Annotated in this window: 12 protein-coding genes; 7 read left to right on the plus strand and 5 right to left on the minus strand. The window is 66.7% G+C overall.

Annotation, left to right across the window (positions count from 1 at the left end):
- Positions 1-86: 86 nt before the first annotated feature.
- Together ACIPK7_RS15295 and ACIPK7_RS15300 are read left to right on the plus strand one after the other, a co-directional pair.
- Positions 87-1,238: a M24 family metallopeptidase gene (locus tag ACIPK7_RS15295; RefSeq protein WP_401088636.1), complete on the plus strand. Its 1,152-nt coding sequence runs from the start codon at positions 87-89 to the stop codon at positions 1,236-1,238.
- A gap of 175 nt (positions 1,239-1,413) precedes the next feature.
- Positions 1,414-2,508 carry a hypothetical protein gene (locus tag ACIPK7_RS15300; RefSeq protein WP_401088638.1) on the plus strand — a complete coding sequence of 365 codons (1,095 nt, stop codon included), beginning with the start codon at positions 1,414-1,416 and terminating at the stop codon, positions 2,506-2,508.
- Positions 2,509-2,655: 147 nt separating this feature from the next.
- On the opposite strand, the gene ACIPK7_RS15305 is transcribed toward ACIPK7_RS15300, so the two are convergent.
- From ACIPK7_RS15305 to ACIPK7_RS15315, 3 genes are all read right to left on the minus strand, one after another.
- Entirely contained in the window at positions 2,656-3,480 is an 825-nt protein-coding gene (locus ACIPK7_RS15305) for a lytic transglycosylase domain-containing protein (protein WP_401088640.1), read from the minus strand.
- Positions 3,481-3,769: 289 nt separating this feature from the next.
- The gene (locus ACIPK7_RS15310; protein WP_192432754.1) at positions 3,770-4,129 is read right to left on the minus strand and encodes a cupin domain-containing protein; all 360 of its coding nucleotides are present in this window, start codon (positions 4,127-4,129) and stop codon (positions 3,770-3,772) included.
- An 11-nt stretch (positions 4,130-4,140) separates the two neighbouring features.
- Complete coding sequence (locus ACIPK7_RS15315; RefSeq protein ID WP_192432753.1) at positions 4,141-5,526, minus strand: FAD-binding oxidoreductase; 1,386 nt, start codon at positions 5,524-5,526, stop codon at positions 4,141-4,143.
- Positions 5,527-5,766: 240 nt separating this feature from the next.
- Between ACIPK7_RS15315 and ACIPK7_RS15320 the strand changes: the two genes are divergently transcribed.
- Both ACIPK7_RS15320 and ACIPK7_RS15325 read left to right on the plus strand, forming a co-directional pair.
- Positions 5,767-6,504, plus strand: a complete 738-nt coding sequence (locus ACIPK7_RS15320; RefSeq protein ID WP_401088989.1) for a helix-turn-helix domain-containing protein — start codon at positions 5,767-5,769, stop codon at positions 6,502-6,504.
- A 398-nt stretch (positions 6,505-6,902) separates the two neighbouring features.
- Positions 6,903-8,375: an aldehyde dehydrogenase family protein gene (locus ACIPK7_RS15325; protein WP_192432751.1), complete on the plus strand. Its 1,473-nt coding sequence runs from the start codon at positions 6,903-6,905 to the stop codon at positions 8,373-8,375.
- A gap of 124 nt (positions 8,376-8,499) precedes the next feature.
- Here the strand turns inward: ACIPK7_RS15325 and ACIPK7_RS15330 are convergent, their stop codons facing one another.
- Positions 8,500-9,414 (minus strand): LysR family transcriptional regulator, encoded by a 915-nt coding sequence (locus tag ACIPK7_RS15330; protein WP_401088642.1) that lies wholly within the window; start codon positions 9,412-9,414, stop codon positions 8,500-8,502.
- A 119-nt stretch (positions 9,415-9,533) separates the two neighbouring features.
- On the opposite strand from ACIPK7_RS15330, the gene ACIPK7_RS15335 reads away from it, so the two are divergent.
- The 3 genes from ACIPK7_RS15335 to ACIPK7_RS15345 all read left to right on the plus strand — a co-directional run bounded on the left by ACIPK7_RS15335 (position 9,534) and on the right by ACIPK7_RS15345 (position 13,929).
- Positions 9,534-11,270: an amidohydrolase gene (locus ACIPK7_RS15335; RefSeq protein WP_401088644.1), complete on the plus strand. Its 1,737-nt coding sequence runs from the start codon at positions 9,534-9,536 to the stop codon at positions 11,268-11,270.
- A 60-nt stretch (positions 11,271-11,330) separates the two neighbouring features.
- Positions 11,331-12,410 (plus strand): C45 family autoproteolytic acyltransferase/hydolase, encoded by a 1,080-nt coding sequence (locus ACIPK7_RS15340; protein ID WP_401088646.1) that lies wholly within the window; start codon positions 11,331-11,333, stop codon positions 12,408-12,410.
- 181 nt (positions 12,411-12,591) lie between these two features.
- A complete protein-coding gene (locus ACIPK7_RS15345) occupies positions 12,592-13,929 on the plus strand; it encodes an MFS transporter (RefSeq protein WP_401088647.1) in 1,338 nt (445 codons plus the stop codon).
- On the opposite strand, the gene ACIPK7_RS15350 is transcribed toward ACIPK7_RS15345, so the two are convergent.
- A complete protein-coding gene (locus tag ACIPK7_RS15350; RefSeq protein WP_401088649.1) occupies positions 13,922-14,806 on the minus strand; it encodes a DMT family transporter in 885 nt (294 codons plus the stop codon). The genes ACIPK7_RS15345 and ACIPK7_RS15350 overlap by 8 nt on opposite strands.
- Positions 14,807-14,930 lie beyond the last annotated feature (124 nt).

The raw sequence follows: 14,930 nt of genomic DNA on the forward strand, positions 1-14,930 counted from the left end.
CACCCCGACTCACATCCGGTCGCCGCGCTGGCGACCCCAACCACTCTGTAGCAAAGCACCTGCCTGTCCCTGAGGAGGGAATCCCCATGCTTACCGCTTTCCCCGCGCGCACCTACCGTCAACGCGTCGAAGCCGTCAAACGCCGCATGGCCGATCGTGGCCTGGATGCCCTGGTGGTCAACTACCCGGACAACATCAACTACCTGACCGGCTTCGACAGCCTGGGCTTCCTCTGGTACCAGGCGCTGATCATCTCGCCGAAGCTGGCCGAACCGGTGTTCCTCACCCGCACCAGCGAGGAGCCCTGCACCTGGGAGCTGTCGTGCATCAACGAGGCGATCTTCTACGACATCGCCAAACAGGACCCGCTGAAAATCGTCGCCGACGTGCTCGCCCAGGCCGGCCTGTCCCAGGCGCGCATCGGCCTGGAAATGACCGCCTCGACCTTCTCCCCGGCGCAGTACAACGCGCTGCTGGGCTATATGCCCGAAGCGCGTTTCGAGGACGCCGGCCCGCTGGTCGCCGAGAACCGCCTGATCAAGACCGCCGAGGAAATCGAGTACCAGCGCAGCGCCGCGCGCATGGCCGACCAGGGCATGCTGGCCGCCTTCGACGCGCTGCGTCCGGGCATCTCGGAAGTGGAAGTGGCCGGCATCGTCGCCAACGCCCTGGGCCGCGCCGGCAGCGAGTACTCGGCGATCAGCCCGATGTGCGCCACCGGCCGCCGCAGCACCATGACCCACGCCATGCCGCACCGCCAGACCATCAGCCACGGCGACGTGGTGATCCTCGAGCACGCCGGCGTGTGCAACCGCTACCACGCGATCCTCATGCGCACCGCGGTGATCGGCAAACCCAGTCCGCGGGTGAAGGAAGTGGCGACCCTGCTCACCGAGGCCTTCAACGCGGCCATCGATATCGCCAAGCCGGGCACCCCGGTGGGCGAGGCCAACCGCGTGTGCAACCAGATACTCGACCGCATCGACCTCTCGCGTACCCGCGTACACCGCATCGGCTACAGCCTGGGCCTGGCGTACCCGCCGACCTGGCTGGAAGCGATGATGGTGGACGAGGCCGACGACCACGTGTTCCAGCCGAACATGTCGTTCTCCATCGAGCCCAACCTGTCCTTGTACAGCGAAGGCTTCGGCATCAAGCTCGGCGACACCGTGCTGTGTGGTGAGAAGGGCTCGGCGAGCCTGTCGGAGATACCGCCGGAACTCACCATCATCGACTGATACGGGCTCGCCTTCAGCCGTATAACGTCGTTGGGCGGCCTTGCCGTGCTAAAGCACTGTCTTCGGCCGCCCGCCTGGTTCTCCAGCTGAATGCAAACCCGTATGAACCTGATTGAAGCGTGTCTGCGCCTGCGGGCGCAGTAATGAAGTCCGAGGGTTTCCGATGAGTCACACGATGGATATTTTCTGGCACGACGACGTGCTGCGCCACGACACCGCCGCTGGTGTGTTCGAGGCGCCGCCCAGCGACCTGTTGGCCGAGCAACTGCTGCACCCGGAGAGCAATCCCCGGCTGCTCAACATGCGGGCCATCCTCCAGCGCGGGCCGGTTGCCTCTTCGCTGCGGTGGCACGAAGGTCGCCATGCCAGCGAAGAAGAACTGCTGCGCTTCCACGATGCCGACTACCTGCGCGGCATCTTCGAGGCCGATGCCCAGGGCAAGCGCTTCAGCAGCACGACGCTGATGTCTGCCGGCAGTCTCGCCGGCCTGCTGGCCGCCGCCGGCACCAGCCTGCTGGCACTGGAAAGCGTGCTGGCGACCGGCAACCCGGCCATGGCCCTGGTACGCCCGCCGGGCCACCACGCCGCGCCGGCCATGGCCGACGGCTACTGCTTCTTCAACAACGTCGGGGTTGCCGCGCGCGCCGCGCAGGCGGCGGGGCTGGAGCGGGTGGCCATCGTCGACTGGGACGTGCACCACGGCAACGGCACCCAGGAAGGTTTCTACGACGATCCTTCGGTATTCACCGTGTCCCTGCACATGGACCACGGCGCCTGGGGGCCGAGCCACCCGCAGAGTGGTGCGGCCGACGAGCGCGGCTACGGTGCGGGACTGGGCAGCAACCTCAACCTGCCGCTGCCCATGGGCTCGGGCGACCAGCTCTACGAGATGGTCTTCAGCCGCTTCGTCGAGCCGGCGCTGCGGGCTTTCAAACCGGACCTGCTGGTCATCGCCAACGGTCTGGACGCCTCGCAGTTCGACCCTAACGGCCGCCAGCTGGTGACCATGCAGGGCTTCAATCGCCTGGCCCGCCGCGCCCGCGCGCTGGCCGACGAACTCTGCCAGGGACGCCTGCTGGTAGTGCAGGAAGGCGGCTACAACCCGGCCTACAGCGCGTACTGCCTGCATGCCGCAACGGAAGGCTTCCTCGGCCAGCCGTCGACGCTGCCCGATCCGCTGGCCTACATGCCGGAACCGGCGGCGCGAGTGGAAGCCGATCTCGCCGCGCTGGACACGCGGCTGGCGACGGCGGGGTGGAAGTTCGGCTGAGCCTACGGCGCGATCCGTTCGTGCCGGATTCATCGCTTGCGTAGGGCGCATGACGCGCCAGCGTTATCCGCCGTGGACGGCCCGGCGGATTACCTGTGCCAGGTTGCGCGCCCTACGTTCCTTCAAATGCGGTTCGCCGCAGTACCTTCAGCGATGATCGCGATAGCGCTCGGTCAGCGACTGTACGCGGGCGACGTAGGTTTGCGTCTCGCTGTAGGGCGGTATCCCGTTGTACTTGTCGACGGTCATTTCACCGGCGTTGTAGCTCGCCAGCGCCAGCCGCTGATTGCCGTTGAAACGCTTGAGCAGCCAGGCCAGGTAGCGCACGCCGCCACGAATGTTCTGCCGCGCATCGAAGGGGTTGCTGACATTGAAGCGCTCGGCGGTGTCGGGCATCAACTGCATCAGCCCCTGGGCGCCGGCGATGGAAATCGCATTGGGCTGGAACGCCGATTCGGCATGGATCACCGCGCGGACCAATGCCTGGTCGACGCCGTAACGGGTCGAGGCCGACTCGATTTCCCGTCGGTAGGAGCGAGTGTCCAGGCGCAGGTTGGCGACGTTGAAGTCCTTCGGTGCCATGCACAAGTAGCAGCCCTTGATGTAATACACATCGATCACATCGACCCGCGCCGAGATCCCGACCGGGCGGCGGCTCACATACTGCCGAACACCCTTGTGGACGAAGGTGTACACCCGAACCCGCCCTGCGCCCGGCTTGTCCCCGCGCTCGGAGGCTGGCGCGGCCTTCGACCTGGCGTCGGCAGTCGCGCCCGACTTGCTGGTCTGGCTTGTCTTGCCGTTCTGAAGCGTGCAGTGGGCACCGGCGATGGCATGGCTGCTGTGGCTGACGGTGCCGTCCCGGGCCTGGCAACGGTAAAGGGCATTGGAGTAAAGCGGTGCGACCAGCAGTGCCAGTCCGATGCAGCCAGGAAGGCTCCTGCGAGCCCATCGCCAGGTTCTGGAACTCATCAAACCGCTCCGCGCCGCGGGCGCCGATCAGGCTGGGGAAGCCTGATCCGGGTAAAGGGAAAGGGCCATCAGGGGCTGTCGTCACAGGGTTGATCCTGGGCGACCTGCCGTTTCGTTTCGCTAGTTATAGCCCTTTCAAGCGGTTGTGGAGCTTGGGGGGACGTACGGCTTACCGGCGTTCCAGGTCAGGGTGCAGGTCCGCAGATTCGCGAGCAAGCTCGCTCCTACGCAGAGCGTGTGGCACCCCTTGTGGGAGCGAGCTTGCTCGCGAACACCTGCAACGCCGAACTCAACCGAGAATGAAATACACCTTGCGCACCGGCGTGAGGTTTTCCCAGGTTCCCTTGAAACCCGCCGCGACCACGAAGGAATCCCCCGGCCCGAAGGTCTTCGCCACGCCATCGGCGTCGGTCAGGCGCACAGTGCCTTCGAGGATGTGGCACAGCTCGTCGTAGTCGCACTCGCAGCGCTCCAGGTGCACGCCGGCTTCCCAGATGCCGGCAATGGCGTTCTTTTCCGGAGCGCTGAAGTGCCGCCAGCTGCGGCTCTGGTACGGCGCATCGACGATCGCCGGATCGTTGATCTCGCGCTCCTGCGGGGCGAGTTCGGGGTTGGCGAAGTCGATGACGTGGCGGGGCAGGGTGGACATGAGGTTCTCCATCAGGAATCGAAACCGACGCCGAAGGCATCGAAGGTCTTGAGCAGCAGGTCGCGGCGGCCGGTGCGGTCTTCCTTGGCCAGCGAGCGCTGGGCCAGGCGTACTCCGAGGTAGCGCAGCGGCTCGGGCGGGAAGGGGAAGGGCTTCTGCGAGGTCATGCGCAGTTGGGTGCGCTCAGTGCTTTCGCCGCCCAGTTGGTCGAGCATGTTCAGCGCAGCGAAGCGGCTGGCCGCCACGCCCTGGCCGGTGAAGCCCAGCGCATAGGCGACGCGCCCGCCGAGCACGCAGCCGGTGAACAGCGTGGTGCGCGCCGAGGTGTCGATAATGCCGCCCCAGGCATGGCTGAACTCGACCGGACCGAGCTGCGGGAAGGCCTCGCGGAACTGCTCGGCCAGGCGCTGGAAGCTTTCCGGGCGCTGGGTCAGGGCCTCGTCGCGGCGGCTGCCGAAGTGGTAGATGGCGTCGAAGCCGGCCCAGAGGATGCGGTTGTCGGCGGTCTTGCGCAGGTAGTGAAACTGGTTGCCGGCATCGGCGATGCCGTAGCGGTCGACCCAGCCGATGGCGCTCAGCTGGTCTTCGGTGAGCGGCTGGGTGACCAGCGAGTAGTCGTACACGGGGATCACGCTGGAGTTCAGGTGGCCGAGCAGCGGCGGGGCGATGTTGGTGGCCAGGGCGATCTGACCGGCCTCCAGCTCGCCACGATCGCAGCGCAGCATCAGGCGGTCGCCGCGCTGGTGCAGCTCGTGCACCGGGGTGTTCTCGAACAGCTCGATGCCTTGGTCCAGGCATACCCGGCGCAGCTCGGCGGCCATCTTCGCCGGGTTGAGCAGTGCGTAGTTGGGTTCGAAAACGCCGGCCTTGTACATCGGCGAGTCGAGTTTCTGCGCCAGTTCCGCGCCTTCGAGCCACTCGCAGTCGATGCCGAAACGCTGGTAGTTGCTCTGCATGCCGCGCAGGCCTTCGACCTGCCAGGGCTGCATGGCGACGCTGAGCTTGCCGCGACGCTCGAACTCCACGTTCATGCCGAAGCGCTTCAGGTCCGCCTCGAACTCGTCGAGGTTCTGACGGCCCAGGCGTACCAGGGTTTCGGCTTCTTCCGGCCAGCGGCGCAGGGCATTGCCTACGCCGTGGGAAATACTCGGCGCGCAGAAGCCACCGTTGCGCCCGCTCGCCTCGCCACCGCAGCGACGCGCCTCGACCACCGCGATGCTCGCGCCGGGCCAGCGCAGGCGGGCGTGCAGGGCGGTCCAGAGACCGGTGAAGCCGCCGCCGACCACCACCAGGTCGAAGCGGCGATCCGCTTCCAGCGCCGGTGCGGCGGGAGCGGGATCGAGAGTGTCGAGCCAGAAAGGTCGGGGAGTGGCGTGCGCAAGAAGGGCGGATGTCATCGGAAAACTCCGGCAGAATGTCGGAAGAAAAAGCGGTCTTCGGGCCGTGTCCGAGTTTTGTAATCGCTCCGGGGTGCCCAGGCATACGGCTAGCCGCTCTTTGCGGGCACGCCCGGAGCAGTAGAAGCCGGCCAAGACCGGCAGGGGAAAGCGATGAGTGAACAACAGGGCTGGAGCGCCACGCTCGAAGACACGACCTACCAGCCCGACCCGGCGAGCGCCGTTACCCACGCGGTGGTCATGAATTATCACCAGGCCTGGCGTCGTCGTGACATCGAGGCGCTGATGGCGCTGTTCGACCAGCAGGTGGAGTACAACGATTTCTTCCAAGGCCGTCGGATCGCGCCGCACGAACTGCGCGATTACCTGCAGACCAGCATGCCCGCAGCAGGGGATGAGTCTCAGGTCTACGCCGACCGCCTGCGGGTGGACGGCGACACCGCCTTCCTGCAGTACCAGGTGACCCTGCGTGGCACCCAGGGGCTGGTGTCCTTCCGCGCCACCGAGGCCTACACCGTGCGTGACGGGCGGATCATCCGCGTCAACGAGCACGCCGCGCTGGTCGGCCAGCCGGAAAAAGTCGCCAGCGAGCCGCAACCACGCATGGCCGACAGTCGCCTGGGGCTTTCCGCGCGGCAATTGAGCCTGCTCGGCGGCGATATCCAGCAGTACTTTCAGCAGACCCGGCCCTTCCTCAACCCCGACCTGGACATGCCCCAGGTCGCGGCGGCCACCGGCTACACGCGGAACCAGATTTCCTATTTCCTCAACCAGGTGCTGGGGCTGAGCTTCTACCAGTACCTGAACCAGCTGCGCCTGCGCCACCTGCTCGGCCAGCTCGACGGCGCCACCAGCGTCACGCGCATTGATGAACTGGCGCGGGCAGCGGGGTTCCGTTCGCTGTCGACCTTCTACCGCTGCTTCCGCGAAGAGACGGGGTTGTCGCCGAAGGCTTATCTGGAACAGCAGCGGGCGTGATGTTTTCGTAGGACCGAGGGGGACGCCTAGTCCTTGCTCGCGAACGTGTTTCCGGCGACTCCAGTGCCGGGCGGTTCGCGAGCAAGCTCGCTCCTGTATGAAACTTCTGCGCTCGGATCGGCCCTCAGCCTAGCCCTGGCTGCGCGCCCCGCTCCAAAGGGAGAGGGGACCGACCGGCCAGGGGGAGTCTTTGTTATCAGCCGGCATGATTTGCCCCCTCTCCCTGAGGGAGAGGGCTGGGGTGAGGGGCAGCACAACGCCGAATTTTCCAGAGAGGCCAGTTGCTCCAGCGAGGAGTTCCGCGCGTGCCCGCATGCACGGCGCGCGCGTTATCAACCCCGTGCCCATTTCCCTATGCTCGGCCGACAAGCATTCAAACAAGCTCAGGAGACCTTCGCATGCGCGACCAGCTCTATATCGACGGCCAGTGGCAGGCACCCGCACAAGGCGGCCGCTTCGAGGTGTACGAACCCTCCAGCGAAGCCATACTGACCGTAGTCGCCGCTGCCACCGGCGAGGACGTGGACCGCGCCGTGCTGGCCGCGCGTCGGGCTTTCGATGAGGGGGAGTGGGGTCGCAGCAGCGGCAAGGAACGCGCCGGCTACCTGCGCGCCATCGCCGACAACCTGCGTGGCCGCCGCGAAGACCTGGCCCGCCTGGAAGTGCAGGACAACGGCAAGCCGCTGCCCGAGGCGCAGTGGGATATCGACGACGCCATCGGCTGTTTCGACTACTACGCCGAGCTGGCCGAAGGGCTGAATGACGAGGGCGAAGTGGTCGCGCTGCCCGACGAGCGTTTCGCCTGCCGCGTGCTGCGCGAGCCGGTCGGCGTGGCCGGGCAGATCATCCCGTGGAACTACCCGTTGCTGATGGCTTCGTGGAAGGTCGCCCCGGCTCTCGCCGCTGGCTGCACCGCCGTGCTCAAGCCTTCGGAGCTGACCCCGCTGACTTCCCTGGAGCTGGCGGCAGCCGCCGATGCCGTGGGCCTGCCCAAGGGCGTGCTCAACGTGGTCACCGGCCTGGGCCGTGACGCCGGTTCGCCGCTCTCGGCGCATCCGGGCGTGGACAAGCTGGCCTTCACCGGCAGCGTGCCGACCGGGCGCGCGATCATGCAGGCGGCGGCCCAGGACATCAAGAACGTGAGCCTGGAGCTGGGCGGCAAATCGGCGTTCATCGTCTTCGATGACGCGGATGTCGAGGCAGCCGTGGAGTGGATCCTGTTCGGCATCTTCTGGAACCAGGGCCAGGTGTGCAGCGCCACGTCGCGCCTGCTGGTGCAGGACGGGCTGCATGACCGGCTGATCGAGCGCCTGGTGGAAGAAACCCGCCGCATCACCATCGGCAACGGCCTTGAGCCGGGCGTGCTGCTCGGCCCGCTGGTCAGCGCCGGCCAGCACGCCAAGGTGTTGCAGGCCATCGAGGCCGGTGTGCGCGATGGGGCGAAGCTGGTCACTGGCGGCAAGCGTCCGGCCCATCGAGAGAAAGGCTGGTTCGTCGAGCCGACCGTGTTCATCGACGCGCCGCTGGAGAGCGCTGTGTGGCGCGAGGAAATCTTCGGCCCAGTGCTTGCCGTGCGTCGTTTCAAGGACGAAGCCGAGGCGCTGCGCCTGGCCAACGACAGCCAGTTCGGCCTGGCGGCAGCGGTGATGTCTGCCGATCCGTCGCGTTGCCAGCGCGTGAGCCGCGGCCTGCGCGCCGGTATCGTCTGGGTCAACTGCTCCCAGCCGACCTTCACCCAGGCGCCCTGGGGCGGCTACAAGCAGAGCGGCATCGGCCGTGAGCTGGGCGTATGGGGGCTGGACAACTACCTGGAGACCAAGCAGGTCACCGAGTACCTCAGCGACCAGCCGTGGGGTTGGTACATCAAGTGATGTGAGGGGGGCGAATAACCCGTTCCGGGTTATTCGCCCTACGCCGGCATTCCCTTGTAGGAGCGCGCCATGCCCGCGATCGCGCGCAGGGCGCGCTCCTACAGGGGAATGCCGTCGCTCCGGCTCAGACCAGGCCCTTCCCCTGCAAATGCTCGCGCAGGTAGTCGATGAACACCCGTACCTTGCGCGTGCTGCGTCGGTGCGGCAGGTAGAGCACATGTACCCAGGGCCCGAAGGCGCTCTGGTCGCGCCAGCAGTCGGGTAGCTGCTCGACCAGTTCGCCGCTTTCCAGGTAGGGCAGTGCGCTCCACTGCGGCAGGAATTGCAGCCCCTGGCCATCGAGCAGGCAGGAGAGCAGGAAGTCGTAGTTGTCGCTGGCGATGCGCGGCACCGGCTGGCGGATGCGGATGCGTTCGCCGTCCCTCTGCACCCACCAGAAATTCCGGTTCAGCAGCGGGTGGCGGAAGATCAGCCAGTCGTGCTGCTCGTAGTTCTCCAGCGTCACGTCCAGGCCCTTTTCCGCGAGGTATTTGGGGCTGGCGCAGAGCATCAGGCGGTTTTCGAGCAGCGGCTGGGCGATCACGTCCGGCAGGTCGATGGGGCCGTCGCGCAGGGCGATGTCGTAGCCGCCTTCCACCAGGTCGACGAACTCGTCCAGCAGGTCTACCTCCAGGCGCACCTGCGGGTGCTCGCGGAGGAAGCGGCAGCACACCGCGTTGAAAAAGGCCGGGGCGAAGGAGGGTGGCGAGACGATGCGCAGGCTGCCGCGCAGCTCGGTCTGCAATTGCTCGACTTCCTCGCTGGCGCGCTGCAGTTGCATCAGCGCCGAGCGCGCGCCTTCCAGGTAGATGTGCCCGGCCTCGGTCAGCGCCATGCGCCTTGTGGTGCGCTCGAACAGGCGCTGGCCGAGGTCGGCCTCCAGCTGCGCCACGCCCTTGGTGATCGCTGATGGCGTTTTGCCCAGCTGTTCGGCGGCGCGGCTGAACCCGCCGTGGTCGGCGGTGGCGACGAACATGGTGAGGGCGGTCATCTTGTCCATGGATTGCTTCCTGGTATTGCTTCCTGATAGGAACAGAAGTTGTGCGGGAAGTCAGTGTTAAAGCCGCCGGGGCTTTTGCTTAACCTTCGTCACAGATCAACAATAACGAAGGCTCTGCGATGAAACTACTGATTCCGGCGCTGGTGTCGGCGGCTTGCGCTTTTTCCTCGATGGAAACTATGGCCGCCGCCGATCTCATCTTCCACGGCGGCAAGGTCTACACCGCCGAACCCGGCCAGCCGCTGCAACAGGCGGTGGCGGTGGAGAACGGCCGCATCCTCGCCGTTGGCTCCGACGCGCAGATCCTCAGGCTCCAGCAGCCGGCAACGAAAGTCATCGACCTGCACGGCCAGGTGCTGATGCCCGGCTTCATCGACGCCCACACCCACCTGGTCAAGGGCGGCCTGCAGATGCTCCAGGCCAACCTGGACAACCAGGACCTGCCGCTGGCCGAATTCGAGAGCAAGCTGCGCCAGTGGCGTGACGACGGCCGTGCGCGGCGTGGCCAATTCCTCTATGTCGGTGGCGTGCCGACGGCGTACTGGGACGAGATCGGCGAGTTGCAGCAGCGCTTCAACCAGGGCGAATGGGTGAAGCAGCCGATTCTCCTGGCCGGCGGCGACTACCACACCGGCTGGGCCAACCAGGCGCTGCTCGACCTCGCCGGGATCGACGTCGCCAAGGTCAAGTCTCTGAAAGGCGAAGAGCAGGCCACCATCGGCCATGACGCCGACGGCAAGCCCAATGGCTTCCTAGTGGATGCCGGGCTCTACCCGGTGCAGGCGCTGCTGCCGCTGGCGAGCAACGACGAACTGCTCAAGGCCCTGAAGGGTGCGCAGAGCTACTATCACGAGCTGGGCATCACCGCGTGGATGGAGCCCCTGGCCAACGAGAACCCCGGCGGCGACATCCACAACGATTCCGTCGGCGTGCTGCCCGCCTACAAGATGCTGGCGGAAGAGGGCGGGCTGACCGCTCACGTCGCGGCCCTGCTGATGGCCGACTCCAAGGCGACCCCTGCCGACCTCGACGAACTGGACAAGGTGCGCCAGCAGTTCATCGGCGTGGAGAACCTGACCCTGCCGGGCATCAAGGTCTTCGCCGACGGCGTGGCCGAAGTGCCGGCGCAGAGCGCAGCGATGCTGGAGCCCTACAGCAACTCGAAGAAGTACGGCGAACTGCTGATCGACCCGAAGCATTTCGGCGAGCTGGTCAGCGCCGCCGACGCCCGCGGCTGGCTGGTGCACATCCACGCCATCGGCGACCGTGCGGTGCGCGAATCGCTCAACGGCATCGAGCAGGCGCGCAAGGATCGCCACAGCGGCATCCCGCATTCGATCACCCACCTGCAGATGGTCAACCCCAGGGACTTCCCCCGCTTCAAGGCGCTCGACGTGATCGCCGCCATGCAGTTGTACTGGGCCGCCGCCGACGAGAACAGCGTCGACCTGGTCAAGCCCTACGTCAGCGCCATGGCCTACCTGCACATGTACCCGGCGCGCTCGCTGTTGAAGAACGGCGCGACCATTTCCGGCGCCAGCGACTGGCCAATCACCACGCCCGATCCGTGGAAGGCCATCTACCAGGCGATCCAGCGCGTCGGCCCTAAGGGCGTGCTCAACGCCGCGGAGGACATCGATCGGCAGACCATGTTCCAGGCCTACACCCTCAATGCCGCGCGCACCCTGCGCCTGGAACAGAGCATCGGTTCGCTCAAGCCGGGCAAGCAGGCCGACCTGATCCTGCTCGACCGCGACGTGTTCACGGTCAAGCCCGAAGCACTGCGTGATACCCGGGTTCTCAAGACCTGGTTCGCCGGCCGCGAAGTCTATAGTCGACCAAGCGATAAACTCTGATTCACCCGGAGCGCTCCGGCGCTCCGGCCTCGTTCAAAAAGCAATTGCAGGAGCCTTGCCGTGATTCTTCACACTTTCACCACCGACATCCGCGACCCGCTGCAGCGTGGCCGGCAGATCGGCGAAACCTTCGCCGAGCAGATCCGCCAGACCGTGGCGCTGTACCTGGACTTCTTCCCGCGCGTCGGCGTGGAGATGGACAAGGCGCGCGCCATCGGCGAAGCCAGCCTCGCGGCGCTGGCCGACTGGTGCCCGGCCCTGGCGAAAGAAGTCGAAGGCCTGGCCCTGGGCGTCGGCCTGCCGCTGTGGCAGCTGGCGGCGCTGAACGCGCGCACCGAAATTCTCGCGGTCATGCCCGAGCAACCGGTGGAAGGCGAATGCTCCACCTCCGTCTACGCTCCGGCGGGTGCGGCCGCCCCGCGCAGCCTGCAGACCTGGGACTGGCACGACAGCCTGGTGCCCCACGGCCTGCTGCTGGGCTTCACCGGCAGCACCGGCCTGACCGCCAAGCTGTTCACCGAGTTCGGCATGCTCGGCAAGATCGGCGTGAACAGCGCAGGGCTTGGCGTGCACTTCAACATCCTGCACCACGCCAGTGACGACGGCAGCGCCGGCGTGCCGGTGCATGCCATCGCCCGCCGCGTGCTGGAAGAAGCCACCAGCGTTACCGAAGCCATCGACATGGCGCGCTCGGCGCGGGTCAGTGCGTCCACCGTGCTGACCGTCTTCACCCGCAATGACGTGCGTGCCCGTGCCGCCAGCATCGAGATGAGCCCGGCGCACACCGCAGTGGTGGTGCCGCGCGAGGATGGCTGGCTGCTGCACACCAACCACTTCCTCGACGGCGAACTGAGCTGGGGTGAGCGCACGGCCGACGTGTCCACCACCTACGCGCGCCTGGAGCACCTCAAGGCCGGCACTGCCGGCATGACTGGCAAGGCCCTGCGCGAGCGCGCCGATGCCTTCTGCGGCACCGACGGCGACCAGGCGGTGGTGTGCTTCCACCCGGACATGTCCGAGCCGGACACAGAACGCTGGGAGACCCTGCTGAGCATCGGCCTGGATACCGCTGGCTGTGCGCTGGAGTACGTGGCCGGCACGCCGAAGAAGCTGGCGGATGAGGGGTTCCTGCGGTTCTGACGCTCTCCCTCCCGTCGTAGGGCGCATAACGCGCCAGCGTTATCCGCCGCCGAGCTACCGGCGGATAACCCGTTTTGGATTGTGCGCCCTACGTATCACCACTTGCCAAACCAACGCCCCGTGACGGCCCGCCGGCCGCCGCGCGGGTTTCGTGTTGCCACAAAAACAAGAGTGAACCGCCATGATCGACCACACGCCCGCAGCTCCCGGCTCGCGCTCGGCCTTTCGCACCTTCTGCGTCTCCGGCATGGGCACCGCGCTGGAGTTCTACGATTTCGTCATCTACGGCTACGCCGCCGCACTGATCTTCCCGCAGCTGTTCTTCCCCGGCATGGATCGCCTGACCGCCGTGCTGGTCGCCTTCGCGGCGTTCGGCGCCGGCTTCTTCGCCCGCCCGCTGGGCGGCGTTGTGTTCGGCCACCTGGGGGACCGCTACGGTCGGCAGAAGGCGCTGGTCGCCACCCTCGTGCTGATGGGCCTGAGCACCCTGCTGATCGGCTTCCTGCCGACCCACGCCAGCATCGGCGCGGCCGCGCCCGTTCTGCTGGTGCTGCTGCGCCTGGTGCAGGGTTTCGCCGCCGGCGGCGAGTGGGGCGGGGCAGCGCTGTTCGGCATCGAGGTCGCGCCCAAGGGGCGCCGTGGCCTGTGGGGCAGCTTCACGAGCATGGGCATCGGCATCGGCGGGATCTTCGGTTCGGCGGTGTTCGCCATCGTCAGCTTCGCGTTCGACGACGACCTCTCTGGCATCGCCTGGCGCATCCCGTTCTGGCTCGGCGGCCTGCTGGTGCTGGTCGGTCTCTATGCGCGCCTGCAGAACGCCACGCCACAGCCCAAGGCCGCGCCGCAAGTCGAGGCGCGCATGCCGCTAATGGAGGCCTTTCGCCGTCGCCCGCGCGAGCTGTTGCTGTGCATCGGCATCGCCTTTGGCTACGTCACCATTGCCTATATCGGCAGCACCTTCTTCCTCGCCTACGCGACCGACATCGGCTACAGCAGCAGCCATGCCTTGCTGTTCGACTTCTCGCTGTCGGTGGCCATCGTCGCCTCCGCGCCGTTCTTCGGGCACCTGTCGGACCGTTTCGGCCGGCGCGTGGTGATGATCTTCGGGGCGGCCATCATGGCGCTCGGGCTGTTCGCCTTCTTCCCGCTGATCGGCCTGCACAACCTGGCGCTGGCGCTGCTGGCCTATGTCGCCGTGGGCTTCTTCATGGGCGCGACCCAGGGGCCGATCCCGGCATTCCTCGCCGAGCAGTTCCCGCGGGAAATGCGCTACTCGGGCATCTCGTTCAGCTACCAGATCGGCGCGGCACTGGGCGGCGGCACGGCGTCGAGCATCGCCACCGCCATTCTCATCGCCACCGAGCGCAACCCGTTCGGCGTGGCGCTCTACGGCGCGGCGGCGCTCTTGTTGGTGGCGGTGTGCTCCTGGCTGCTGCGGGAAACCTCGCGCCTGCCCATGGAAGTGATCGACCGCGACGACGCCGCGCCAGACGCCGTCCCGGTGCAGGCGGTCAACTGACCGCGCGTGCCCTGGTGCCCGGCACGAGGCCGAGCACCAGGGCGCAGCCGAGCAGGATGATCAGCGCGCCTACGCCTTGCATCAGCGACAGGCTTTCGCCCAGCACCAGTGCACCCACCAGCACGGCGACCACGGTGACGACGAATTCCACGCTGATGGTTTTCGTGGCGCCGATACGCGCGACGAGCTGGAAGTACACGACGTAGTTCACCGCGCTGAGCACGCAGCCGCACAGCAGCAGAAAGAGGAAATCGATGGGCTGTGGAGTGCCCGGCACCGGCACCCAGATCAGCAACGGCAGAGTTATCAGGCCGCCGACCAGGAAGGCGCCGCAGGTCACTTCCCAGGGCCCGGCGGTACGTAGTTTCAGGCTCGCGTAATTGCTGCCGAAGGCCGCGCACACCGCGCCGAACACCGAGGCCGCACTGCCGAGAATGAATTCGTGGGTGATCGGCACTGCCGGAAAGCCCACCAGCAGCACCATCCCGCAGAAGCCCAGCACCAGCCCGCCAAGGCCGCTCCAGGTGATGCGCTCCAAGCCCCAGAGGCGGCCGATGAGCATGGAGAACAGCGGAATGCCGGCGACGAAGATCGCCGCCATGGCCGTGCCGATGCGCGGGGTGGCGTAGGTCATGCCGATCAGCTGGCCGGCCACCGTGGTGGCGCCGACCACGCAGAGTGGCTTCCACAGCCCTTCGAAATTCAGCCGGCGCCCGGATAGTTTGGCCACCGCGAACAACGTGAAGCTGGCGATCAGCGCGCGGAAGCTGACTGCGCCAACCCAGCCGAACCCGGCGATGGCCTTGAGCAGCACGAGAAAGGACAGCCCCCAGCCGATCGCAAGGAACAGATAGGCGGCAAGGTCGCGCGGTTGCATTCGACTCCGGTGGCACAAGGCAGAAGAGGGCCACCGAAAATCGGCGGCGAATGCGTCTATCTTGCCGGGTGCCCGTGGCGCTTGGGAAGGCGGCGCACCGACGTTTTTCCATCTGTCAGCGGCG

Origin of the sequence: Pseudomonas sp. NPDC086581, assembly GCF_044746165.1 — a bacterium.
GTDB lineage: Bacteria > Pseudomonadota > Gammaproteobacteria > Pseudomonadales > Pseudomonadaceae > Pseudomonas.